Source organism: Thermoflexus hugenholtzii JAD2 (assembly GCF_900187885.1).
Lineage (GTDB): Bacteria > Chloroflexota > Anaerolineae > Thermoflexales > Thermoflexaceae > Thermoflexus > Thermoflexus hugenholtzii.
Map to the genome: position 1 here is coordinate 13,045 of NZ_FYEK01000066.1, position 23,437 is coordinate 36,481.

Sequence of the window (23,437 nt, forward strand, 5' to 3'; positions counted from 1 at the left end):
ATCCGCATGGAACGATGGATCCGACCGGATCTCCGGGATCTCTTGACCTATAGCATGGCGGTCTCTCCGGAGGAGCTGGCCGCCGCTTACGGCATCCGGCCGGACCGGCTGATCCGTCTGCACGCCAACGAGAACCCTTACGGGCCCTCCCCGCGCGCCCGGGAGGCGCTGCGGAACGGGGAATGGCACTGCTATCCGGATCCTCAGGGGCGGGCCCTGCGCCGCGCCCTGGCCGAATACACTGGCCTCGGCCCGGAGCGGATTGCCCTGGGCAACGGAGCGGATGATGTGATCGATCTCCTGGCTCGGCTGCTGGTCGGGCCCGGGCGGGCGGCCCTCATCGCCGAGCCCACATTTGAGATGTATGCCCTCTCCGTCCGCTGGCACGGCGGCCGTGTCCACGTCGTCCAACGGGATGAGGAGTTCCGCCTCCCCCGCGAGACGCTCCTCGAGGCGATCCGGCGACTGCAGCCCGCCGCCGTCTTCCTGGCCTCCCCCAACAACCCGGACGGCCAGCTGCTCCCCGAGGAGACCCTTCAGGCGGCCCTCGAGGAAGGCGTAATGGTCATCGTGGACGAGGCCTACTTCGAGTTCTCCGGCCACACCTTCGCCGGATGGCTCCCGCGCTATCCGAACCTGGCCATCGTGCGGACCTTCAGCAAGTGGGCGGGGCTGGCGGCCCTGCGCCTGGGCTACGCCTTAATGCACCCGGACCTGGTCCGGGCCTACGACGAGGTACGCCCGCCCTTCAACGTCAACCTGGCGGCGCAGCAGGCCGCTCTGGCTTCTTTGGAGGATCGGGCGTATCTGATGGAGAACGTGGCCCGCCTGGTGGCCGAGCGGGAGCGGCTTTACCGGGCCCTGCAGGCCTTCCCCTTCCTCCGGCCGTTCCCCAGCCACACCAATTTCATCCTGTGCCGGGTGAGCGGGTGGGACGCCCATCGCCTGTGGGAGGCGCTGCTGCGGCGCGGGATCCTGGTCCGCCGCTACACCGCGCCGGCGCTCCGGGAGCATATCCGCATTTCGGTGGGGCGGCCGGAGCACAGCGAGGCGCTGCTCCGGGCCCTGACGGAGATCGCCGAGGAGGTCCCCCATGGCGCCCCGTGAGGCCCGACGCCAGCGGCGCACCGCGGAAACCGAGGTGACGGTCTTTCTCCGACTGGACGGGCGGGGAGAAGCCCGGGTGGAGACCGGCATCGGCTTCCTGGATCACATGCTGCACCTGTTCGCCTTCCACGGGCTCTTCGACCTGGAGGTCCAGGCCCGGGGGGATCTCCACATCGATCCCCATCACACGGTAGAGGATGTGGCCATCGTGTTGGGACAGGCCCTGGACGAGGCGTTAGGGGATCGAAAAGGGATCGTGCGGATGGGGCATGCCTATGTGCCGATGGACGAGGCGCTGGCCTTCGTGGCGGTGGATCTCTCCGGCCGGCCTTACGCTGTGCTGGATCTCCCCTTCGGCGGACCGACGGTGGGGGCCCTGCCCACCTCCCTGATCCCCCACTTCCTGGAAAGCCTGGCGGTCCACGCCCGGATGAACCTGCACGCCCGCCTGCTCTCCGGGCGGGATGATCACCATCGGGCGGAGGCCCTCTTCAAAGCCCTGGGCCGCGCCCTGGAGCTGGCCGTGCGACCGGACCCCCGACGAGGCGGTATCCCCTCCACCAAGGGGACGCTCGGATTGTGATCTTTTTCCCAATATGACGGCGATCATAGGCCCCCTCCCCTTCTCCGGGGGAAACTAAGCATGACCTCGGCTTTGCGAACGCAGCAGCATTCCTCGGAGGAGGTGGGCGATGGAGAAGGAACAGATCCCGCTGGGACAGATGATCTTCGATGAGCTGTTCCTCCTTTTCCTTCTCTCCCTCGTCATCAGCCTGATCCTTTACAACATCTGGGGTCTGCTGGATCTGCTGCGAACTCCTCTCCTGGTCCCCTGAAAGAAAGGAGGGCCCTATGTTCGCGCCGCCGCGGGTGTGGTGGAGGCCCCTGGACCGCCTGGAGCGGACCTGGCTGTTGTTGGCCTTCGCCTGGTGCCTGGTGCTCTTTATCATGATGCCGGTCTGGTTGATCCTCGGCCGGCATAACGTCCCGGCGACCACTTATCGGGCTGCCCCTGCCCAATTCCAGCAGCGGGTGGAGGAATTCGTCCGCCAATATCAGGTTGGCACGGAGAAGGGCATCCCGGTCGTGGAGCCCCCTCCCGGGGATGTCTACCTCCTGGCCCGTCAGTGGCAATGGTACCCCATCCTCAAGCTTAAGAAAGGACAGACCTACCGCCTCCACGTTTCCTCGATCGATGTGCAGCATGGTTTCTCCATCCAGCCTGCCAACCTGACGTTTCAGATCTTGCCGGAATACGTCTATGTGATCACCTTGACCCCGCTGACAAGCGGAGAGTTCTCCATCGTCTGCAACGAGTTTTGCTACATCGGACATCACGTGATGGTCGGGCGCATCCTGGTCACGGATTGAGAAAGGAGGCCGGCATGGCGGCTCCAGCCATTCCGCTTGGTGAAGAGAAGGCGATCTTCCGCGTTTGCCCGGTGACCCGGCTGCGGGTGGATCTGGCGGCGGAGCGGATGATCATCGCCAACGCCACCGCGGCGGTGATCTTCTTGCTCGTCGGCGGGGTCATGGGGCTGCTGCTGGCCCTGACCCGCTGGGAAGCCGTCCATCTGCTGCCGGCCACCTGGTATTATCGTTTGGTGACGGGCCACGGCTTCAACATGCTGGTGGCCTGGATCGTCTTCTTTGAGGTGGCCGGGCTCTATTTCGGGAGCACGGTGCTCTTGAACGCCCGGCTGGCAAGCCCGTGGGCGGCCCGCCTCGCCTTCGCCCTGATGCTCCTGGGGGCCCTGCTGGTGAACGGGATCGTCCTCGCCGGGCGCGCGGATGTGATGTTCACGGCCTATGTGCCCTTGAAGGCCCATCCCCTCTTCTATCTGGGGGTCATCCTCTTCGCCGTGGGCGCGTTGATCGCGGTGGCGCTCTTCTTCGTCAACCTTCTCATCGCCCGCCTGGAGGGTCGCTATACGGGCTCCGTGCCCCTGGTGGTCTTCGGGCTGGCGACGGCCGCCATCATCGCCACCTACACCCTGCTCTCCGGGGCCATCGCTTTCATCCCTGCCTTCTTCTGGTCCCTGGGGTGGCTGCGCACCTATGATCCGGGCTTCTATCGCAACCTCTTCTGGGGCTTCGGGCACCCGGCCCAGCAGATCAACCTGGCCGCCATGGTAGCGGTGTGGTATGCGCTGGCCGCGATCACCGTTGGCGCGACGCCGATCAACGAGAAACTCTGCCGGCTGGCTTTTGTTCTCTATATCCTGTTCATCAACCTGGGCGCCGCTCACCACCTCCTCGTGGACCCCGGCCTGAGCTTCGCGTGGAAAATGTTCAACACGTCCTATGCGATGTATCTGGCCGTCCTGGGGAGCCTGATCCACGCCTTCTCGATCCCGGCGGCCGTGGAAGTGGCATTGCGACGCCAGGGGTATCGCCGGGGGCTCTTCGAGTGGCTGCGCCGGGCCCCATGGCAGGAGCCGGGGTTCGCCGCCCTGGTGGTCTCCATGGTCCTCTTCGGCTGGTTGGGAGGGGTGAGCGGGGTGATCATCGGCACGGAGCAGCTCAACATGCAGTTCCATAACACCCTGGCGGTGCCCGGGCATTTCCACGCCACGGTGGTCGGGGGCACCACCCTGGCCTTCATGGGGCTGACCTATTACCTCATCCCCCTCATCTTCCGGAGGGAGCTTCGGCTGAAGCGACTGGCCTCGTATCAGCCTTACGTGTTTGGTTTCGGGATGTTGCTGCTGATCTTGGGCTTCCTGCTCAGCGGCACCCTGGGGGTTCCTCGCCGGGACTGGGCCGTCTTCAAAACCCCCGCTGCTTTCTCTACGCTGATTCCTGAATCCGCCCAGTTCACCCTCGCCATCGCCGGCCTCGGCGGCGTGATCGCCTCGATCGGCGGCGCCATGTTCCTCCTCGTCGTCCTGAGCTCCGTGCTCACCGGGGCCGTTCAGGAAGCCCGCTCCCTCCGCCTGGTGGTCGCGAGCCCGGCGGATCCGCCCGAAGCGGCGGAAACTGCCCATGAGGAGCCCCGGGGGACCTTCGTGATCGCGCTGGCCTTCCTGGCCTTCTTCATCCTGGTTTACTTCCGAAACTGGTGGCTACTGGGGCTCCGGAGCTGGCTAGTTCATTGACCGGGCACTCCAAACGCCGAAGATCGCTTCAAACATTTCCAGGGCGAAGAAAAAGCACAGGGTGCGGGCAGATATCCGGCCCTGTGCTTTGTTTTTCATGCTCCTTTTTGAATCGCAACATCCGGGTACATCGAGTAGAATGATTCCAGAGCCCGGTCCGCTGCAGATCCTCAACACCTCGGTTCCCTGCATTCGGCACGAGCCTGGAGAAGGGCCATGGACGATCGCGCGCTGTTTTCGCGAGCCTGGCGAATCGTGAGCGGCCACAGATCCTTGTGGCTGTTCGGGTTCATCGCCGGTTTCGGACCTCCCATGGCCCTCTTCCAGTTCAGCGGGAACGCCTTCATCGCTTTCCCTCGATCTCCTGAAGAGCTCCGGGGGCTCCTTCTCCACCCCTCCTTTCCATGGGTGTGGGCAGGGATTTCCCTTCTGGCCCTTTTCACTTTGGTTATGTGGCTCCTCATCAACGCATCCGGGCACGCCGCGCTGATTGTTCTGGTGAACCGCGCAGAGGAGGGCGCGGCGCCCACGCTTTCCGCAGGCTGGGAGGCCATCCGGCGCTACGGCTGGCGGATCTTCCTGATCCACGGGCTGCTCCGGCTGCCCATCTTTTTACTCGCGGGAGCCTCCGTGCTCCCGCTGATCGTTCCGATCGGGCAAGCGCTGGTCGAGGGACGATCGACCATCCCGGGCCCCCAGATCGATCTGGGCCTGTTTTGCTGCTGTCTGGGGGCAACGATCTGGATCCCTGCCTTGATCCTCTTCAGCTGGATCGAAGCCCTTGCGGATCGGGCATGCATCCTGAACCACCGTTCGATCCGTGCGAGCATCGCTTATGGTTGGAACGCTCTCCAGCGGCATTCCGGCCAGGTGATCCCCTTCGCCCTGATGCTTTTCGGGATCGGGCTGGGAGTTATGGCACCGCTTTACATCCTTCAAGGAATAACCGGCTATCAGGCAGGCCAAGCGCCGGATCTGGTTTCCGCTCCCGGTGGGCGCAGGTTACCTCTGATGGGTCTATATATTGCGGAACTGGCGATCAACACGGGGACCGCCATGTTCTTCTCGTCATGCTGGACCCTGTTCTACCGTCAGCTCTTCATGGCCGCATCAGATCATGCGAGCCAATGAAGCAGGGGCCCAGCGGCGCTGCGCCCCTACCTTTTTTCGGATATGCGCGCCTGAAGGATCCTTCCTGGGCCACCAGGCCCATCTTTTTCCACACATCGCTTGAGCCCCACTTCAACTCAACGATGAAGGGGTACAACCTACTCTGGCAAAGATGGAAAGAAACACGAAGGGGATGGGGGCTTTATAGGCAGCGGGATGTGCCGATCCCTCTGGTCATCCCAGAGATGCCAGCAGCTGCCATCCGCTCCATCCACCCATCGCCAGCAACGTCAGCCCGCACAGGAGGGTCAGCGCCCGCAACACCGGAGGGGAGAGCCGTCGGACCCCGCCGTGGGCCACCAGGCCCAGCACCCCCACCCAGAGGAGGCTCCCTGCGGTGAAGCCGCTGTAGAACACTGCCACCGCGGTCGGCGTGACCTCCGGGATCCCCAGGCGGAGCATGGTGGAGGCGATGGCGGCGAACCAGAGGAGAACCATCGGGTTCGTCAAGGTGATGGCCAAACCGGTCAGGAACAGCCGGGAGGAAGAAGCCCCCGCCTCCCAGGAGACGGACACCCCCCGCCATGCATCCCGCAGCGTCAGCATCCCCAGCCCGATCAGCAACACAGCCCCCGCTGCCGCCATGGCCGTCCCCAGCGCCGGCCATTGCACCAGCAGGGTCGCCGCCCCCACCAGGCTCAGGGTGAAATATGTAAGATCCCCGGCTACGGTCCCCAGACCGGTGAGGACGGCCCCTCTCCACCCGCTGCGCAGACCCGCCCGCAGGATGGCCAGGTTCCCGGGCCCCAGAGGGACCGAGAGGGAGAGGCTGAGCAGCAACCCGCGAAGGAAAATCCCGATCACACGGCCCTCCATACAGAGTCTCGGAAACAGACAGGGGGCCGAGGGGCTTTCCCTCCGCCCCCTGTCCGATGAGGCCGCTCCCTTACGCGCTGTAGTAGAGGTAAAACTCATACGGGTGCGGCCGGAGGCGGATGGCATCCACCTCCTTCCGCTTCAGCTCGATCCATGTCTCGATGACATCCGGGGTGAAGACGCCGCCCCGCAACAGGAACTCGTGGTCCCGCTCCAGGGCCCGCAGGGCCTCCTCCAGGGAGCCCGGCACCTGCTTGATCTTTCGGGCCTCCTCCGGCGGCAGCTCGTAAAGGTCCACATCCACCGGGTCCCCCGGATCGATGCGGTTCTGGATCCCGTCCAGGCCGGCCATCAGGATGGCGGCGAAGGCCAGGTAGGGGTTCGCCGAAGGATCCGGGCAGCGATACTCGATCCGCTTGGCCTCGGGGGAGTCCGAATACATCGGGATGCGGATGCCGGCGCTGCGGTTGCGCCGGGAGTAGACCAGGTTCACCGGCGCCTCGTAGCCGGGGACCAGACGGCGGTAGGAGTTGGTGGTGGGAGCGCAGAAGGCCAGGAGGGCCGGCGTGTGGTAGAGGATCCCGCCGATGTAATAGCGGGCCAGCTCCGAGAGGCCGGCGTAGCCCCGCTCGTCCCAGAACAGGTTCCGGCCTTCCTTCCAGAGGCTCTGGTGCACGTGCATCCCCGAGCCGTTGTCCCCGAAGAGCGGCTTGGGCATGAAGGTGGCCGTCTTCCCGTGGGCCCGGGCCACGTTCTTGATGATGTATTTATACATCAACACCTGATCGGCCATGCGGGTGAGGGTCTGGAAGCGCATATCGATCTCACATTGCCCGCCGGTGGCCACCTCGTGATGATGGGTCTCCACCTCGATGCCCGCCTGCATCAGCCGCAGCACGATCTCCGAACGCAGATCCTGGAGGGAGTCCGCCGGGGGCACCGGGAAGTAACCCTCCTTCCACCGCGGGCGGTGGCCCAGGTTCGGCCGCCCCTCATCTCGGCCGCTGTTCCAGATCCCCTCCTCCGAGTCGATGAAATAAAAGCCGTAATGCGCCCCCTGATCGAACCGGATGCTGTCGAAGATGAAGAACTCCACCTCCGGGCCCCAGTAGCTGACATCGGCGATCCCGCTCCGCTTCAGATACGCCTCGGCCTTGCGAGCGATGTAACGGGGGTCCCGGGTGTAGGGCTCACGGGTCACCGGGTCGTAAACGTCGCCGATCAGGCTGAGGGTGGGCACCTCACAGACCGGATCCACCACCGCGGTCGTGGGGTCCGGGATCAGGATCATATCGCTCTGGTCGATGGACTGGAAGCCCCGGATGCTGGAGCCGTCGAAGCCTAGCCCTTCCTGGAAGACTTCCTCAGAGAGCGCTGTGATGGGGATGCTGAAGTGCTGCCAGTTCCCCAGCAGATCCACGAACTTGAGATCCACCATCACCACGCCCTGGGCGCGGGCGAACTCGATGACGTCCTTCGGTTTGGTGAGGGGCTTGGGGGCCTTCCCGTTGCCGCGCTCCAGGACCTCGCGGGCGACTTCGGTGAGGGTCTGCCGGGCCATCGCCACCTCCTTCACGGCATGGAAATTCCCCCCGATTGTAGAAAGAGGCACGAGCCCTGGCTACGGGCAAGGAGACCAAAATCGAGATGCCCAGTTTTGTGCACGATGCACAAAGGTCTACCGAAAGGGGGCTTGTAGCGCTCCAGCCTCTCGCCTCCGCTAGGCGAGCTCGGCCGCCAAGAATCCATTCTGGTTCTATAAAAGGTCGACTTAAATAAACTGAGTCTCTACTTTTGTCATAAATCATCCCATGTCTTGGGGGATTTCAAAATTATAGCTGGTGAACTCTGAGATGGGGATCCCGATGAAGAGGGGGCTTCCCGATCTCAAAAGCCGCGCGACCGGATGCGCTCCAGGGCGCGCTGGATCCCCTTGAGGAGGATGCGATGCTCGGCCTCGTGCATGCGGGCCTCGAAGCGCTCGAGGGTATCGTCGGGGAAGATGGGGACCACAGTCTGGGCCAAGACAGGCCCGGCGTCCACCTCCGGGGTGACCTCATGCACCATACAGCCGCTATACGCGATCTCCCCGCGCCGGTAGGCCTCGAAGGCGCGGCGGATCGCATCACGCCCGGGGAACATGCCCGGCAGGGCCGGGTGCAGGTTGATCACCCGGCCGGGGAACCGATCCAGAAAGGCGGGGCTCAGGATGTGCATCCAACCGGCCAGGACGATGAGATCCGGGCGATAGGGCGCGATCCGCTCGGCCAGATCTCGATCATAATCCGTGCGGTCCAGCCCCCGCTCCCGATAGGGACGCAAGGGGAAATACAGTGTGGGCACGCCCGCTCTGGCTGCCCGAACCAGTCCGTATGCGTCCTTGCGGTTGGAGACCACCAGCACCACCTCCGCCCACAGGCGGCCCGCCGCACAGGCATCCAGGATCGCCTGCAGGTTGCTCCCAAACCCGGAGATCATCACCACCAACCGGCTTCGCGCTTCGGGCAAGGGTTTCCACCTCCGCTGCGCTTGCCCTCGAGGATATAGGCGCCGACGGCTCACCCCTCGACTCGGACCGCCTGGTCTCCTTCCACGATCTCTCCCACAAGCCAGATTTCCCCGGGCAGGACGGCCTGCGCAAGCTCCACATCGCAGGGGGGGACCACCAGGAGCATGCCCAGCCCCATGTTGAACACGTGGAACATCTCCTCATCGGAGATCCCCCCGAGGCGCTGGATGAGCCCGAAGATCGGCGGCTCCGGCCAAGTCCCCCGACGGAGGACAGCCGCGGTGCCAGGGGGCAGAACCCGCGGCAGGTTCTCATACACGCCCCCTCCTGTGATGTGACACAGTCCTTTCAGATCGATGCCTGCAGCCTCCAGACGCCGGATCGGCTCCAGATAACAGCGATGCGGGGCCAGGAGAGCCTCTCCGATGGAGGTCCCCAGCTCCGGCAGAGGCCGCTCCCAGTTCTGGTCCGCGAGCACCCTGCGGGCCAAGCTGTAGCCGTTGGTGTGAAGACCGCTGGAGGGAAGCGCCAGCAAGCGGTCCCCCGGACGGATGCGGGAACCATCCCGGATCCGCGGACGCTCCACGACGCCGACGATGGTGCCCACCAGGTCCAGCTCCCCCGGCGCGTAGACCCCCGGAAGCTCGGCCGTCTCTCCTCCCAGCAACGCGCAGCCGACCTCCCGACAGGCGGCCGCCACGCTTTCCACCACACGGACGATCACCTCCGGGTCCAGACGGGCCGCCGCGATGTAATCCAGGAAAAAGAGAGGGCGGGCGCCGTGCACCAGGATGTCGTTGACGCAGTGATGGACCAGATCGTAGCCGACGGTCTCCCAACGGTTCAGACGAGCCGCCACCTTCAGCTTGGTGCCCACCCCATCCGTGGAGGCGACCAAGACCGGCTCCTCCATTCCCCGAAGGGCCTCCGCCCGGTAGAGGCCTGCGAAGGCCCCTATCCCGGCGATCACCTCCGGGCCGTACGTCGAGCGAACGGCGTCCGCGATCCGCCTTCGAATGTCCCGGGCGACATCCAGGCGCACCCCAGCCTGCGCGTAGGCCTCCGCTGGCATTTCCCCCTCCCCTTATCGGATCGCGGGGGACGATCGGCCGATGTCCCGGCGATAATGCATCCCCTCAAAGTGGATGCGCTCCACCGCCGCGTAGGCGCGGGCGGCGGCCTCGGGCAGATTCCCGCCGATGGCGCTGACGGCCAGGACCCGCCCGCCGGCCGTGAGCACCCGATCCCCTTCCCGTCGGGTGCCGGCGTGGAAGATCAGCACCCCTTCCTGGGCCGCCGCCTCCTCCAGGCCGGCGATGGGAAGCCCCTCCGGGACCGGGCCGGGATATCCCGGGGCTGCCAGGACCACCGTGACGCAGGCGCCGGGGCGCCAGCGCAGCTCGACATCGCCGAGACGGCCTTCCACGCAAGCCTCCAGCGCCGCCAGCAAATCCGTCTCCAGCAACGGGAGGATGGCTTGGGCCTCCGGATCGCCGAAGCGGGCGTTGAACTCCAGCACGAAAGGCCCTCGCTCGGTCCACATCAGGCCGGCGTAGAGGACGCCCACAAAGGGGGTTCCCTGGCAGGCCAGCGCCTGCAGCACGGGCTCCATGATCTCCCGAACCACCCGATCGACGGCGTCAGGACCTACTTCGGGCACCGGGGCATAGGCACCCATCCCTCCCGTGTTGGGGCCTCGATCTCCGTCCAGCAGCCGCTTGTGGTCTCGAGCCGGCAGCAACGGCCGGGCCGTCCGCCCATCGCTGAAGGCCAGCAAGGAGAGCTCCGACCCATACAGCCGCTCCTCGACGACCACCGTGTCCCCGGCCTCCCCGAAGATACGCTCGCGCATGAGGCGATACAGCGCCTCCTCGGCCTCCTCCGAGCTCTCGCACACAAAGGCGCCCTTGCCGCCCGCCAGACCGCTGGCCTTGACCACCACTGGACCCGGGCGGGCGCGCAGATAAGCTCGCGCTTTCTCGAAGTCATGGAACACGGCATAGTCGGGGGTGGGGATGCCACACGAGCGCATGAGCGCTTTGGCGAAGGCCTTCGAGGTCTCGATGCGAGCCGCCGCGCGGCTGGGCCCGAAGATCCGAAGGCCGGCCGCCCGGAAAGCATCCACAATTCCCCGGGCCAGCGGGGCCTCCGGGCCCACCACCGTCAGGTCGATCCCCTGCTCACGCACAAAATCGATCAGCGCCTGAATGTCGTCCGAGCGAAGGGGCACCGAACGCGCAGGGGCCCGCGGATGCAGATCGGAAGCCTCCGGGGAAGGTGGCCAGCTCGTCCCCCCGTTGCCCGGCGCGACATAAACCGCCTCGACTTCCGCGGACCGGGCCAGCGCCCATGCCAGGGCGTGTTCCCGGCCGCCGGATCCTACCACCAGAACCCGTTTCCCCTTCTTCATCGCACGCTCCGGATCCCCTCAAAGGCGAGCTTCGGCGAGGGTTCGCGCCGGATCTCCTCGGGTAGGGGTGCAGGATATCGGCCGGAGAAGCAGGCGGTGCAGTATCCTCCCTCCGGGACCGGCATCGTCTCCCGAATCGCCCGGCGCATCCCCTCCAGGCTGAGAAAGGCCAGGCTGTCCGCGCCGGCGAAACGACGGATCCCCTCCTCATCCAGGCGATGGGCGATCAGCTCCTCGTGAGTCGCCATATCGATCCCCATAAAGCAGGGGTGGCGGATCGGCGGGGAGGCAATGCGCAGATGAACCTCCAAAGCGCCTCCCTCCCGGAGAAGCTGGACCAGCTGGCGGGTGGTGTGACCACGGACGACGGAGTCGTCGACCAACACCACCCGACGTCCCTGGAGCACCTCGCGTAGAGGACTGTATTTCAAACGGACCCCCCATCGTCGGGCCTGATCGTCGGGCTGGATGAAGGTGCGGCCGATGTAGCGGTTCTTCAATAAGCCTTCCACGAAGGGGATCCCGCTCTCCAGGCTGTAGCCGATGGCGTGAGCGGTGGCGGAATCCGGCACCCCGATGACCAGATCCGCCTCCGCCGGAGCCTCCCGGGCCAGCTGACGTCCCAGGGCCAGGCGCGCCGAATACACGGTTCCCCCTTCCCGTTCAGAGTCGGGGCGCATGAAGTAGACATACTCAAAGATGCAAAAGGCAGGGGAAGAGGGGACACCTCCGGCGAAGGACGTCACCCCCCGTGGATCCAAACGCACGATCTCCCCCGGCGCGATCTCCCGCACATAGCGGGCCCCGATCATAGACAGGGCGCAGGATTCCGAGGCCACCGCATATCCTCCCTCCCATTCCCCCAGGCACAGAGGGCGGAAGCCATAAGGATCTCGAACGGCATAGATCGCCTCGCGGGTGAGAACGACCAGGGCATAGGCCCCCGGGCTCAAGCGCAACAGGCACCGGAGACGGGAGACCCATGGATCCCCCTCGGGCTCCACAGCCGCCGCAAATCCCCAGGCCTCAGGGGGAGAGGCCAGGATCTGAAGGATCAGTTCGCTGTCGCTGCCGGAGGAGAGGCCCACACCCCGCTCCAGAAGACGCCGGCGGAGCGGAAGCGCGTTCACCAGGTTGCCGTTGTGGGCGATGCCCAGGGGACCGAGGAGAGTCTCGCTGAGGAAGGGTTGCGCGTTCTGCAGATGGGCAACCCCCGTCGTGGAGTAACGGGTGTGCCCGATAGCCAGATGGCCCCGGAGCGAACGCAGGATCCCCTCGTGGAAGACCTGGGAAACCAGGCCCATCCCTTTGTGCAGATACGCCACGCGGCCATCGCTGGTGGCGATGCCGGCGCTCTCCTGGCCGCGATGCTGCAGGGCCCACAGCGCCATCATCGCCAGCGGGGCCGCCGGGCGACCTTCCGAACACAACCCCACGATCCCACACGACTCCCGGGGATGATCCGCCTCGCGTCGGGCCATCGGGACCCTCATCGCTCCCTCCTTCAGGTGCCCTGAGCCGCGGGACGAAGGGCGCGGATTTCGGCGTCATCGGCCAGCAGCCGTTGCCGGCCCCGCGCCTGCAGGGCGGCGACCCGCTCCCGGATGGCGGCGTCGCACAGGCCCAGGATCTTCGCCGCCAGAAGGGCTGCCCCCGCCGGATCCAGCACCACGGCCGGAGCGATCCCCCCGGGCATCCGCAGGGAGGAGAAGATATCCGCTCCCCCGAAAGCCTCGGAGATCGGCGGGCAGGCGATCACTGGCGCCAGCACCTGACCATCCACCATCCCGCTGAGGGCGTTGGAGCGCCCGGCGATGGTGATGTAAACCTTGGGACGAGAGTCGGCCTCATATCCTCGAAGCAAGTCCAGCAGATGATCCGGCACCTTATGGGCGGAGGCGACGCGAAGCTCCCAGTCCAGCCCCAGCTCCTCCAGCGCGCGGATCACCGCCCGGGCGTGCTCCAGATCCGATCGCGACCCCATCAGGATGACCACCAACGGCCTCGTCATGGCTGCCCTCTCATCCGAAGATGTTGAGGAAAGCTCGAACGTTGCCGCGGATCCGCTCGACAGCGGGCTGCTCCCCCGGACGGAAGGGCTCCCCCGTCAGCCGCTCGTAGACAGCGATGTAGCGGGCGGCCGCCTCCCGGATCAGCTCCGCCGGCATCTGAGGTGGTTCGCCGTCCCCCCGGTAGCCCCGAGCGGCGAACCAGGCCCGGACGAACTCCTTGTCCATGGACTCGGGCTCCTGACCGGGCCGGTAGCTCTCCGCCAGCCAGTAGCGGCTGGAATCCGGTGTGTGCAACTCGTCGATGAGGACCAGCTCGCCGTCGATCAGCCCGAATTCATACTTGGTGTCGACCAGGATCAGACCCGCCTGCCGGGCGACCTCCTGGCCGCGGGCGAAAAGGGTCAGGGCGATGGCTTCGATCCGCTCCCAGAGATCCGCCGGCACCAAGCCCCGCCGCAGGATCTCGTCACGGGTCAGGACCTCATCGTGCGCCCCGGAGGGCGCTTTCGTGGTGGGTGTGAGGATGGGATGCGGCAGCGGATCGTTCTTCCGCAGGCCTTCCGGCAGCGGGATCCCATAGGGGCGACGCTCCCCCTGGGCATACAGGGTCCAGAGGGAGGTGCGCGTCACCCCGGTGATGTACCCTCGCACCACCACCTCAACAGGTAGCGGCTGCGCCCGTCGGACCACCATCACGTTAGGATCGGGAACAGCCAGGAGGTGGTTGGGGATGAGATCGCGGGTCCGCTCGAACCACCAGGCGCTGAGCTGGTTCAGCACCTGCCCCTTGAAGGGGATCACCCCCAGGACCCGGTCGAAAGCGGAGATACGGTCTGTGGCGATCAGGATCAGGCGATCCCCCACCTCATAAATATCCCGCACCTTTCCGGCGCGCCGAGTCCCCAGCTCCGGGAGCTCCACGGCGGACACTGCCTGCGCCATCGCTTCCTGCAGCAGCACATCGGACACGCTCACGTCAGCACCTCCGGATCGCGTTTTGGAACAGAATCCGACACAGTCCGCCTTGCTCCCCGCGATGCCAGCGGGGATGCTGCCACGGAAAGATGTGATCCTCCGGGTGGGGCATCAAGCCCAGGACGTTGCCGGCCGGGTTGCAGAGGCCAGCCACGTTTCGCTGGGATCCGTTGGGATTGAAGGGGTAGCCGGCGGGGTTGCCGGAGGCGTCCACATACGTGAGGGCGATGAGCCCCCGCGCCTCCAGGCTGTGCAGCACGGACTCATCCCGCGCTATGAACCGTCCCTCCCCATGGGCGACGGGACAATACAGCAGCTCCTCGATCCCCTCGGTGAACAGACACGGGCTTCGCGGCTCCGCGCGCAGGTAAACCCAGCGGCACTCGAAACGTCCCGACGCGTTCGGGGCCAGCGTGACCGTCCGCCGGCCGTCCGGCTCCAGAAACTCAGGGCCGGGGAGCAAACCCGCCCGGACCAGGGCCTGGAACCCGTTGCAGATCCCCAGCACGGGCCTACCGCTCTCAATGAACCGCTCCAGGGCGCCTCTCAGCCCGTCCAGCAACTCCAGCGCCCAGAGCGTTCCTGCCCCCAGGTCATCCCCATAGGAAAACCCTCCGGGAAGCACCAGCATGGCGTAATCGCGCAGATCCCGCTCTCCGCGCAGCAGAGCAGACAGAGGGACGATCTCCGGCTCTCCGCCGGCCTGTTGACAGGCCCAGGCGGCTTCGCGATCCCGATTGGTCCCGGGAGCCTGGAGGATGAGCACGCGGGGGCGCCGGGAAATCCCCGGGGAGGATGCCCGTTGGGATAAGGGAAACCGGGAAGCCGGTAGAGGAGCGGGCGCGAGGGTGCCTCGCCACGCCTGCTCCAGCGCCTCCACGGGCAGCCGGATCCGCTCCCGGCCATCCAGCCCCACCACCCGGAGCAGGCCGTCCGCGGTCACCCGGCCGATGCGCGCGATGGGATGTCCCGCCAGCATGGCCTCGAAAGCGGACGCATCCTCCGGGCGCACCTCGACGAGGAACCGGCAGAGGGATTCGGAGAACAGGAGAACGTCATCCTCGCTGTCCGCCTCCGGGCAGGGGACCTTGCGCAGGTCCACCTCCGCGCCCAGCCGGCCGGCAAGACACATCTCCGCCAGGGCCACCCCCAGACCGCCCTCCGAAAGGTCATGGCAAGCCCGGACGAGCCCGGCGGCGATGGCGCGGTGCAGGGCGCGCAGGCGCGCCAGGGCGTGGGGAACCGGCTGAGGCAGCCGTTCCGCGCCCGGCCGTCCGCCGGGCCGGATCTGTAGATAGTGGCTTCCCGCCAGCTCCGCCCGTGTCTCCCCCACCAGATAGAGCCAAGACCCCGGCGACTTCAGGTCCATGGTGACCGTGCGAGAGAGATCCGGCACGATCCCGAGCCCGGTGATGAGCAGGGTGCCGGGGATCGAGCGCCGCCTCCCCAGGGCATCCACGTGGAAATTGTTCAGGCTGTCCTTGCCGGAGATAAATGGGGCCTGATAGGCGAGGGCAGCATCGCGACAACCCTGGGCGCACCGGACCAGGGCGCCCAGCTGCTCAGGGTCCTCAACATCTCCCCAACAGAAATTGTCCAGCAGGGCCACCCGGTCGGGGTCCGCGCCCACCGCCACCAGGTTTCGGAACGCCTCATCCACCGCCGCCCATGCCATCCCATAGGGATCCCATTCGCCGTACAGCGGGGCCAGGCCCACGCTGAGAGCCACTCCGGGCGCAGAGCCCTCGCCCGCCCCGACCTCCAGAGGGGCCAGGATGGGAGCGTCCCCCGGTCCATGGGAAGCCGCCCCCACCAGGGGCTTGACCGCCGTGGCCCCCTGCACCTCGTGATCGTAGCGGCGGAGGATCTCTTCGCGGCTCCGGATGTTGGGATGGGCCAGCAGCGCGAGCAGGATCTCCCCCAGGTCCTCCGGGGGCGCGATGGGGATGAGCGCCGGCGGGGCGGGAGGGGACCAGCGGGCCTCGAGGATCCGCGGCGGACGTCCGTTATGGAGGAAGTCCAGGTCGAGCTCGCCGACGATCCGGCCCCGGTAGCGCAGGCGCAGCTTCCCCGTGGGCTCGAGGACGCCGATGATCGCGGCCTCCACACCGTGCCGGTTGCAGATCTCCTCAAAACGAGGCCAGCATGCTGGCGGGATGGCCAGCACCATGCGCTCCTGGGATTCGCTCAACCAGATCTCCCATGGCTGCAGACGCGCGTCCCGGAGGGGCACCCGATCCAGGTCGACCTGAGCGCCTAGGTCGCGGGCCATCTCCCCGACGGCCGAGGAGAGGCCGCCTGCCCCGCAATCCCAGACGGCGCGGTAAAGCCCCTCATCCCGGGCCTGAAGGATCACCTCCAGGATCTGCTTCTCCAGGATGGGGTTGGGGATCTGAACCGCTCCGCGGGCGGCAGAGGGGGCCTCGGGATCCAGGCCTGCGCTGGAGAAGGTGGCTCCGCCCAGGCCATCGCGCCCTGTCCGGTTGCCGATCACCACGATCAGATCGCCGGACCGCGGGGCGGCCGCTGACTCCTGATGAGGGAGCAGCCCGAGACAGCCGCAGAACACCAAGGGGTTGGCCGCATATCCCGGATGATAGAACACAGCCCCGCACACGTTCGGGATCCCCATCTTGTTCCCATAATCCTCGATGCCGTGGATGACCCCCTCGGCGATCCGCCGTGGGTGGAGGGCCCCGGGCGGCAGCGCCGAGGCCGGCAGATCCGGCGGGCCGAAACACAGGACATCCAGCAGCGCGATCGGGCGCGCGCCCACTGCGAGGATATCCCGGATCACCCCGCCCACCCCGGTGCTGGCCCCGCCGAAGGGCTCCACGGCGGAGGGATGGTTGTGGGTCTCCACCTTGAGGGCCAGATCCCAGCGCCCATCCAGGGCGATGATCCCCGCGTGGTCCACGAGGGCCGAGCGGAGCCACGGCCGGCCCACCTGCGCGGTCACAGCCCGAATGCAGGTGTCCAGCAAACCATTGATCTCCACCGTCTGAGGGGGAGCGTCCGGCGGAGCGCCGGGAGGCGGGCCGGTGTAACGAATGCGCGCCTTAAAGGTCTTATGGGCGCAATGCTCGCTCCACGTTTGGGCGATGGTCTCCAGCTCGACGTCGGTGGGATCCCGGTCTCGGGCGCGGAAGTAGTCCTGGACCGCCCGCAGCTCCTCTACGCTCAGGGACAAACGGCGGTGCGCGTTTAAAGCGCGGAGGGCCCCCTCGTCTGCCTCCCGTAGGGGGATGATCTCCACCACGACGGGAGCGGGAACCTCGTTATCAAAGGGCGGGGCAACGCAGCGATCGATGGCATAGCGATGGATCAGGGGGTTCGCGCAATGCTCCACCGCCAATCGCTGCAGATCGCGCTCTTCCAGTTCCCCCCATAGACGGAAGATCCAACCCCACGCGGCGCGCTCCAGCCCGATGAAGCCGAGCCGATGGGCCGCACGGATCAGGTTCTCCACCGAGGGATCCCGCAGACCGGGGAGGAGGGTGACTTCGATGCGATGTGCGTCTCTCCCCTCTGGGAGGAAATCCTGGGGTTCGATGGGATCTTCCACTAACAGAATCCGATAGGTTTCAAGGATCGGATCGGCCAGGAGCAGGCGGGCGAGGCGTTCGACTTCGGGGAGAGAGAGGGGGCCCTGCAAGAAGCACACACGATCCCGTTGGCAGGCCCGCAGACGCTCAAGGCCCTGCGCGCGGGCCGCTTGCACCAGCCGGCTGCCCTCCGGGTCCTCCGGCGATCGGCTCTGGATCTCTACCCGGAACCACCTCCGGACCGGACCCGTGGGCAGCGGGGGAACCTCCTCCGTGGGAGCCGCCTCCTGTTCCATCGCGCGGATCCTCCGTGCGGTCCAGGGCACTTTCGGCCCCGGCTCGATCCCGCACCGCTCACCCGGCGATTTTGAATTGAGATTTTAACCTGCTCGATTCATGCTGTCAAGGATGAACGAAACCGGGATGTAGCCTGGGATCGTCGCCAGCTCAAGCATAGAGGGGCGAGGGGATTGCCCTCGCCCCCCACTCGGCAACACGAGGACGTCCTGGGATCCGGGAGAAAACAAGAGGTCTTTTCCTGACCCGCTCAATCGGAACGTTCGACGGCCTTTTGGGAGAGACCCTGCGGCAAGCGGGAGGTCAGGCGCACGCCGGTGAGGGCTTCGACCAAGGCGGGGAGCTGAGCCATCGCTTGGGCGAGGTCCCCGGTGAAGCGGCTGATCCCTCCATGCCCATCCCCAATGAGAATGATCCGCTCCGCCCGCGACAAGGGCTCTGCCAGGGCCTTCGCCAGCGCCGGCAGAATGTCCACCACCATCTGGGCCATGGCCGCCTCGTTGTATTCCCGCCACGCCCCCGCCTTGGCCCGCATGGCCTCCGCTTCCGCCCGGCCGGTGGCCCGGATGCCCTCCGCCTGACCCGCCGCCTCAGCCTCCAGCCGGTAACGCTCCGCATCCGCCAGGGCCAAGATGCGTTGCTTCTCCGCCTCCGCCGGCAGCTCGACTGTTGCCGCGAGCTCCCGCCGCTTGCGCTCGATCTCCTTCTCCTCGATTTCAATGGCCAGCTCCTTCTCCACCCGGCGGACCGCCATCTCCTCCCGCTTGACGGCCTGGGCGACGCGGTGGCGATGCAGCTCGTAGGCCATGTCCGCTTCCGCGCGCCGGGCCTCCCGCTCCCGCCGCGCTTCCTCCACCGCTCGCTCGGCCTCCAGCCGGGCGATGCGGGCCACCCGATCCGCCTCGGCCTCGGCCACGGCCGCCTGCTGACGCACCTGAGCGATCCGCGGCCGGCCAATAGCCTCCAGATAGCCCTGCTCATCGGCGATGTGCCGCACAGTGAGGGAGAGGATGTCCAGGCCCATGCGTTCCAGGTCCTGCCGGGCCGCCTCGCGGACCTGGCGGGCGAACTCCGCCCGGCGCAGGTAGAGGTCCTCCACGCTCATTGTCCCCAGCACTGCCCGCAGATGCCCCTCGATCACCTGCAGGGCCACCCGCCGGATGTCATCTTTAGACTTGGAGAGAAACTGCTCCGCGGCCAGGGCGATGGAGGCCTCGTCGCCCTTCACCTTCACCTGGGCCACGGCGTCCACCACCATGCGCACACCCTGGGCGGTGTAGGCATCCGCGGTCTGGATCTCGATAGTGAGCAGCTCCAGGGAGAGGCGCTGCACCCGCTCGAGGATCGGCCAGACGAAGGCGCCCCCCCGCACCAGGCGGTAGCCCACCACCCGCTTGCGCCCGTCGGGATCGATCACCTTACGCTTGCGGCCGGAGATGATCAGCACCTCGTTCGGGCCGGCCTTGGTGTAGCGCCAGGCCCAGAGGGCGATGAGCCCGACCAGCACCACCAGAGCCAGGACACCTGTCGCCAGCATCATCGCTCACCTCCCCAGATCCGGAAGTGCGCACTCAGCATGTGAAGGCTTCCCCATCCGTTTCATCTCCAGGCGCAACGCCTGGGGGTCCGCCAGGCAGCCGGCCGCACAGAGGGCCTCCCCCACCCGCTGCCGCAGGTCCGCCGGATCGCGGCCCATGAAAACCGTCCATCGATCCTCCTCCGTGTAAACGGCCACCCAACCGTCTTCACGCCGGTAGACTGGTAGGAGGACCGCGCGGAGCTGCGGCCCGGTCGCATAGAACCGAAGCCCGGCGATCGCCTCCGGCAGGGTGCTCACGAGGACCTCCCACGCCGCCGCAGACCAGACCTCCAGGACCAGATCCTCCGGGACGCGAAGCCATCCGCGCTCCAGGCCCCGGGCGGCTACGACTTTCCACAGCGACCAGATCCCCGCTCCATCGCCGGGGGCCGACAGCGGGGCGCCGGCCAGATGCAGGCGCCAGCTGGTCCCGCTCCAGGCCACCGGCAAATAGAAGATGGATCCCTCCATCGGCCGGAAGACGGCGACAGGCGGGACCCATGCCAGCTCCTCCGACAGCACCCGCACCTGGACAGCTCCCACAGGCAGGCCGTATGCATCCGCCACGCGCTGGCGCAGGGTCCCCAGGTCCATCGCCTCCAGGATCGGGCCGTCCGGCTCGTGGACCCGCCATCCCTCTCCCCAGGGATAGATCGGGATCAGCGCGGAATCATGGGGTTCGGAGCGCTGGAGGGCATAGGGGGGAAGCCGGTCTGCGTATTCGAGCGCCCGGAAGACGTCCTCCGCCTGCTCACGGAAATCGGGGATCGCGGTCGCCTCGCAACGGCAACCCCAGATCCGCGCCCGATAGCGCTCCCGGAGCGTCCCATCGATCCGAACCTGCTCGAAGAACACTGGAACCCGAAACCCCCATCCGCCGATCTGTCCCTCCAACACCCCCCAAGGCCCGCCGTTCCGGGAGGAGTGGGGAAGCACGCGAAGATGGAAGAGCCGGTCGTCCACCGATAACCCGACGGGCGATCGAACGGATGGGATGCGGACGACGCGGTTTGCTTCGGCCTTCACCCCCTCGGCCTCAACGCGTAACGCTTCGACTTGGTGCGGGGAGGAGATGGCTCCGTCGCCGTTCGATCGACGGACCTGATAAATCCGGTGCGGGAAGATCCCCCACAGGAGCAGGAAGAAGGCAAACCCCAGGCCTCCGAGGATGACCTCCATCTCCCATCCCATGGCTTCCCCCTTTCACATCGCTTCGACAGGGAGCCGGCGGCCGGAGGGGTAGGCCTCGGCCCCGTGCTCAGTGAGATCCAGGCCGATGCGCTCCTCCTCCGGGCTCACCCGCAATCCGATGGTCTCCCGGATCAGCCAGAAGATCAGGAAGCCTGTCCCCAGGGACCAAGCGGTCACCGCGAGGATGCTGATGAGCTGGGCGACCAGCTGCGCCCATTCCCCTACGATCAGACCCCGCACCCCTCCGTAGGTCCCATCGGCGAAGATCCCTACAGCCAGCAGACCCCACAGGCCGGCGAACCCGTGCACTGCCGAAGCTCCGACCACATCGTCCACGCGGAGGACGCGCTCGACGAAGGCGGAGGCGCCGATCATCACCAGGGCCGCGATCCCCCCGATGAGCACCGCCGCCCATGGGGCCACGTAGGCGCACGGGGCGGTGATCCCCACCAAGCCAGCGAGGGCCCCGTTGCACGCCAGGGCGAGATCCAGCTGGCCGGTGCGGAAGAAGCCGAAGTAAATCGCCACCACCGCCCCGGCGGCCCCGGCCAGGAAGGTGTTGACCGCGATCATGGCGATCCGAAGATCGGTCGCCGCCAGGGTGGAGCCGGGATTGAATCCGAACCAGCCGAAGAACAGGATGAAGGTGCCCAGGGTCACCAGGGTCAGGCTGTGCCCCGGGATCACGTTGGGCGTGCCGTCGCGATTGAAGCGGCCCAGGCGGGGGCCGACCATGGCCGCTCCCATCAGGGCTACGAACCCGCCCACCGCGTGCACCACCCTGGATCCGGCGAAATCCCGTGCCCCTATCCCTTCCCCCAGGGACGGCAGGTGAGCGGAGAGATTCCCCAGCCAGCCTCCGCCCCACACCCAGTGGCCGTAAATGGGATAGATCAGCGCGGAGATGAGGAAGCTATAGGCCAGATAGGCCGTAGTGCGGGTCCGCTCCGCCATGGCGCCGGAGACGATGGTGGCCGCCGTGGCAGCGAAGACCATCTGGAAGAACCAGAGCATGGCGGTCTGATCCTGGTAAGCAGATCCAGCGAGGAAGAAGCCGGAGAGGCCGATGAGCGGCGTGCCGCGCTCCAGACCGGGGGCCAGGCTGGACCCTCCGAACATCAACGCGAACCCGAAGGCCCAGAACGCCAGCCCTCCGATCATGGCATCCATGAGGTTTTTGGTCAGAACCGCAACGACGTTTTTCGTGCGGGAGAACCCGGCTTCTACATCGCAAACCCGGCCTGCATGAAGAACACCAGGAAAGCGGCGATCAGCGTCCAAGCGAAGTTGATCGCACGGCCCAGCTCCTCCTTCACGGCCTCTACGGCTTCGTTCTCCGGGCCGGATCCCTGCGCCAGCGCCGGGGAGTGCAGCGCAATCGCGGTCAGAACGGTTATGATCAACGCGATGACTACCCGTCGACGCCACCCATGCATCGGAACACCTCCTTCGCCTCGGTTTCTCCAAACCCCGTTCAACGCCGGGATGCTTGCAGGCGAGCGATGTCTTCCCCCATCCCCCGGGACGCCGGGGCCCCGGGGTTCCAGATCCTGAGCGGGAAGGGCCAGGGGCCCTCCAGGAAGGTCAGACGGAGCAGGATGGGCGTCAGCACGGTGGTGAACATCGTCATCAGGAGGATATCCGTATAAAGCCCTGGCCCCAGGATCCCCATCTGGCGGCCCAACGTCGCGATCACCAGGGCCACTTCCCCTCGGGAGACCATCCCAGCACCCACCTGAAGCGCCTCCCGGGGAGTCAGCCCACCCAGCCATGCGCCGAACCCGCCTCCCAGCCCCTTGCTCAGCACCGCCAGAAGGAGCAGCGCCATCCCGAAAAGGGATAACATCCCCCGGTCCAGAGGCTGCGCTTCCAGGCCCACGGCCACAAAGAAGATTGGGATCAACAAGCCATCCCCCAGGGTCTGGACCCCCTGGGGGATGTGCTCCTGCAGCGGCGTGCGGGCGATCCACAGCCCGGTTAGATAAGCGCCGGTGATGGCCGCCACCCCGCCCCATGCCGCGGCGGCCCAGCTCATCCCCATCACCAGCGCCACCACCAGGGCCAGCCCACCTTCATTCGGATAACGCCGGGCGATCCAGCGGGCGATCGGAGGGAGAAGCCAGCGGCCGATCCCGAAGGAGAGGATCAGGAACCCAATCATCCGCAACAGCGAGGGCAGCGGTTGCCCCAGCCCGACCAGCCCCGTCACGATGGCCAGCAACCCCATCGCCAGGATGTCGTCCATGACGGCGGCACCCAGGATCGTCATCCCCACCCGGCTCTGCGCGCATCCAAGATCCGAAGGGTCCGCACGGAGAGGCCCACGCTGGTGGCAGTGAGGGCGGCTCCAAGGAAGAGCCCTTCACGCCATGAGAGCCCCGCGAGGAGCCCCAGGGCCAGCGCGCTGATGAAAGGCAAGAGCACACCACCCAGGGCCGCCATCAGTGCCCCTCGTCCCGTCTCCCGTAGACCGTGAGGATCCGTCTCCAGACCGGTCAGGAACATGAGGAGCAACACCCCGAGCAGGGCCGCGGCCCGGAGCTCCTCCCCGGGATGGAGCCAGCCCAGGCCAGCCGGACCCAAGAGGAGCCCCGCCAGAAGTTCCCCGAACACCGGCGGCAGCCCCAGGCGCGCGCAAAGCTCTCCTCCCAATCGAGCGCTGAGGAGGATGAGCGCCAGCGTGGGCAGGATCGAGAGCTCCTTCATGCCTCTCCCTCCGGCCACCGGT

At 66.7% G+C, this 23,437-nt stretch carries 21 protein-coding genes; 6 read left to right on the forward strand and 15 right to left on the reverse strand.

The genetic code is table 11. The annotated features are described in order from the left end of the window. Positions 1-6 precede the first annotated feature (6 nt). The 6 genes from hisC to CFB18_RS12305 all read left to right on the forward strand — a co-directional run bounded on the left by hisC (position 7) and on the right by CFB18_RS12305 (position 5,336). The gene (gene hisC, locus CFB18_RS12285) at positions 7-1,107 is read left to right on the forward strand and encodes a histidinol-phosphate transaminase (RefSeq protein WP_088572093.1); all 1,101 of its coding nucleotides are present in this window, start codon (positions 7-9) and stop codon (positions 1,105-1,107) included. Continuing rightward, positions 1,094-1,690, forward strand: a complete 597-nt coding sequence (gene hisB / locus CFB18_RS12290; RefSeq protein WP_088572094.1) for an imidazoleglycerol-phosphate dehydratase HisB — start codon at positions 1,094-1,096, stop codon at positions 1,688-1,690. The genes hisC and hisB overlap by 14 nt, the downstream gene beginning before the upstream one ends. Positions 1,691-1,799: 109 nt before the next feature. Next, positions 1,800-1,943, forward strand: coding sequence for a hypothetical protein (locus tag CFB18_RS15415; protein WP_159461739.1), 144 nt, complete (start codon positions 1,800-1,802; stop codon positions 1,941-1,943). Between the two features lie 16 nt (positions 1,944-1,959). Continuing rightward, positions 1,960-2,478, forward strand: a complete 519-nt coding sequence (locus tag CFB18_RS12295; protein WP_088572095.1) for a cupredoxin domain-containing protein — start codon at positions 1,960-1,962, stop codon at positions 2,476-2,478. Between the two features lie 14 nt (positions 2,479-2,492). Beyond that, the gene (locus CFB18_RS12300; protein WP_200808209.1) at positions 2,493-4,205 is read left to right on the forward strand and encodes a cytochrome c oxidase subunit I; all 1,713 of its coding nucleotides are present in this window, start codon (positions 2,493-2,495) and stop codon (positions 4,203-4,205) included. A 216-nt stretch (positions 4,206-4,421) separates the two neighbouring features. Then, on the forward strand, positions 4,422-5,336 hold the full coding sequence (locus tag CFB18_RS12305) for a hypothetical protein (RefSeq protein ID WP_088572096.1): 915 nt from the start codon (positions 4,422-4,424) through the stop codon (positions 5,334-5,336). Positions 5,337-5,549: 213 nt separating this feature from the next. Here CFB18_RS12305 and CFB18_RS12310 read toward each other — a convergent pair whose 3' ends face one another. From CFB18_RS12310 to CFB18_RS16325, 15 genes are all read right to left on the reverse strand, one after another. Further along, positions 5,550-6,179 (reverse strand): LysE family translocator, encoded by a 630-nt coding sequence (locus CFB18_RS12310; RefSeq protein ID WP_159461740.1) that lies wholly within the window; start codon positions 6,177-6,179, stop codon positions 5,550-5,552. 82 nt (positions 6,180-6,261) lie between these two features. Beyond that, entirely contained in the window at positions 6,262-7,752 is a 1,491-nt protein-coding gene (gene glnA, locus CFB18_RS12315) for a type I glutamate--ammonia ligase (RefSeq protein WP_088572098.1), read from the reverse strand. A gap of 326 nt (positions 7,753-8,078) precedes the next feature. Then, complete coding sequence (purN, locus tag CFB18_RS12320) at positions 8,079-8,699, reverse strand: phosphoribosylglycinamide formyltransferase (protein ID WP_200808210.1); 621 nt, start codon at positions 8,697-8,699, stop codon at positions 8,079-8,081. 50 nt (positions 8,700-8,749) lie between these two features. Further along, positions 8,750-9,772, reverse strand: a complete 1,023-nt coding sequence (purM, locus tag CFB18_RS12325) for a phosphoribosylformylglycinamidine cyclo-ligase (RefSeq protein ID WP_088572099.1) — start codon at positions 9,770-9,772, stop codon at positions 8,750-8,752. 12 nt (positions 9,773-9,784) lie between these two features. After that, positions 9,785-11,110 (reverse strand): phosphoribosylamine--glycine ligase, encoded by a 1,326-nt coding sequence (gene purD / locus CFB18_RS12330; RefSeq protein WP_088572100.1) that lies wholly within the window; start codon positions 11,108-11,110, stop codon positions 9,785-9,787. Continuing rightward, entirely contained in the window at positions 11,107-12,603 is a 1,497-nt protein-coding gene (purF, locus tag CFB18_RS12335; RefSeq protein ID WP_200808211.1) for an amidophosphoribosyltransferase, read from the reverse strand. Before purF ends, purD begins: the two co-directional genes overlap by 4 nt. A gap of 11 nt (positions 12,604-12,614) precedes the next feature. Beyond that, positions 12,615-13,121, reverse strand: coding sequence for an AIR carboxylase family protein (locus CFB18_RS12340; protein ID WP_088572101.1), 507 nt, complete (start codon positions 13,119-13,121; stop codon positions 12,615-12,617). Between the two features lie 10 nt (positions 13,122-13,131). Next, on the reverse strand, positions 13,132-14,064 hold the full coding sequence (locus CFB18_RS12345) for a phosphoribosylaminoimidazolesuccinocarboxamide synthase (protein WP_088572158.1): 933 nt from the start codon (positions 14,062-14,064) through the stop codon (positions 13,132-13,134). A gap of 34 nt (positions 14,065-14,098) precedes the next feature. Next, positions 14,099-17,938 carry a phosphoribosylformylglycinamidine synthase subunit PurL gene (gene purL, locus CFB18_RS12350; protein ID WP_088572102.1) on the reverse strand — a complete coding sequence of 1,280 codons (3,840 nt, stop codon included), beginning with the start codon at positions 17,936-17,938 and terminating at the stop codon, positions 14,099-14,101. 251 nt (positions 17,939-18,189) lie between these two features. Next, on the reverse strand, positions 18,190-19,476 hold the full coding sequence (locus CFB18_RS16315; protein ID WP_159461741.1) for a flotillin family protein: 1,287 nt from the start codon (positions 19,474-19,476) through the stop codon (positions 18,190-18,192). A 6-nt stretch (positions 19,477-19,482) separates the two neighbouring features. Beyond that, a complete protein-coding gene (locus CFB18_RS12360; protein WP_088572104.1) occupies positions 19,483-20,709 on the reverse strand; it encodes a hypothetical protein in 1,227 nt (408 codons plus the stop codon). A gap of 12 nt (positions 20,710-20,721) precedes the next feature. Then, complete coding sequence (locus CFB18_RS12365; RefSeq protein WP_234977053.1) at positions 20,722-21,879, reverse strand: ammonium transporter; 1,158 nt, start codon at positions 21,877-21,879, stop codon at positions 20,722-20,724. A gap of 53 nt (positions 21,880-21,932) precedes the next feature. Beyond that, complete coding sequence (locus CFB18_RS16080) at positions 21,933-22,145, reverse strand: ammonium transporter (protein WP_159461743.1); 213 nt, start codon at positions 22,143-22,145, stop codon at positions 21,933-21,935. Between the two features lie 38 nt (positions 22,146-22,183). After that, entirely contained in the window at positions 22,184-22,978 is a 795-nt protein-coding gene (locus tag CFB18_RS16320; protein WP_088572106.1) for a cation:proton antiporter, read from the reverse strand. Then, positions 22,975-23,415 carry a cation:proton antiporter domain-containing protein gene (locus CFB18_RS16325; RefSeq protein WP_088572107.1) on the reverse strand — a complete coding sequence of 147 codons (441 nt, stop codon included), beginning with the start codon at positions 23,413-23,415 and terminating at the stop codon, positions 22,975-22,977. Before CFB18_RS16325 ends, CFB18_RS16320 begins: the two co-directional genes overlap by 4 nt. Between the last annotated feature and the right edge of the window lie 22 nt (positions 23,416-23,437).

Excerpts from the sequence above, each read along its gene's own strand:
- hisC (WP_088572093.1), top strand. The coding sequence starts at position 7 with ATGGAACGATGGATCCGACCGGATCTCCGGGATCTCTTGACCTATAGC.
- hisB (WP_088572094.1), top strand. The coding sequence starts at position 1,094 with ATGGCGCCCCGTGAGGCCCGACGCCAGCGGCGCACCGCGGAAACCGAG.
- CFB18_RS15415 (WP_159461739.1), top strand. The coding sequence starts at position 1,800 with ATGGAGAAGGAACAGATCCCGCTGGGACAGATGATCTTCGATGAGCTG.
- CFB18_RS12295 (WP_088572095.1), top strand. The coding sequence starts at position 1,960 with ATGTTCGCGCCGCCGCGGGTGTGGTGGAGGCCCCTGGACCGCCTGGAG.
- CFB18_RS12300 (WP_200808209.1), top strand. The coding sequence starts at position 2,493 with ATGGCGGCTCCAGCCATTCCGCTTGGTGAAGAGAAGGCGATCTTCCGC.
- CFB18_RS12305 (WP_088572096.1), top strand. The coding sequence starts at position 4,422 with ATGGACGATCGCGCGCTGTTTTCGCGAGCCTGGCGAATCGTGAGCGGC.
- glnA (WP_088572098.1), bottom strand. The coding sequence starts at position 7,752 with ATGGCCCGGCAGACCCTCACCGAAGTCGCCCGCGAGGTCCTGGAGCGC.
- purM (WP_088572099.1), bottom strand. The coding sequence starts at position 9,772 with ATGCCAGCGGAGGCCTACGCGCAGGCTGGGGTGCGCCTGGATGTCGCC.
- purD (WP_088572100.1), bottom strand. The coding sequence starts at position 11,110 with ATGAAGAAGGGGAAACGGGTTCTGGTGGTAGGATCCGGCGGCCGGGAA.
- purF (WP_200808211.1), bottom strand. The coding sequence starts at position 12,603 with ATGAGGGTCCCGATGGCCCGACGCGAGGCGGATCATCCCCGGGAGTCG.
- CFB18_RS12340 (WP_088572101.1), bottom strand. The coding sequence starts at position 13,121 with ATGACGAGGCCGTTGGTGGTCATCCTGATGGGGTCGCGATCGGATCTG.
- CFB18_RS12345 (WP_088572158.1), bottom strand. The coding sequence starts at position 14,064 with ATGGCGCAGGCAGTGTCCGCCGTGGAGCTCCCGGAGCTGGGGACTCGG.
- purL (WP_088572102.1), bottom strand. The coding sequence starts at position 17,938 with ATGGAACAGGAGGCGGCTCCCACGGAGGAGGTTCCCCCGCTGCCCACG.
- CFB18_RS16315 (WP_159461741.1), bottom strand. The coding sequence starts at position 19,476 with ATGCTGGCGACAGGTGTCCTGGCTCTGGTGGTGCTGGTCGGGCTCATC.
- CFB18_RS12360 (WP_088572104.1), bottom strand. The coding sequence starts at position 20,709 with ATGGGATGGGAGATGGAGGTCATCCTCGGAGGCCTGGGGTTTGCCTTC.
- CFB18_RS12365 (WP_234977053.1), bottom strand. The coding sequence starts at position 21,879 with ATGGATGCCATGATCGGAGGGCTGGCGTTCTGGGCCTTCGGGTTCGCG.
- CFB18_RS16080 (WP_159461743.1), bottom strand. The coding sequence starts at position 22,145 with ATGCATGGGTGGCGTCGACGGGTAGTCATCGCGTTGATCATAACCGTT.
- CFB18_RS16320 (WP_088572106.1), bottom strand. The coding sequence starts at position 22,978 with ATGACGATCCTGGGTGCCGCCGTCATGGACGACATCCTGGCGATGGGG.
- CFB18_RS16325 (WP_088572107.1), bottom strand. The coding sequence starts at position 23,415 with ATGAAGGAGCTCTCGATCCTGCCCACGCTGGCGCTCATCCTCCTCAGC.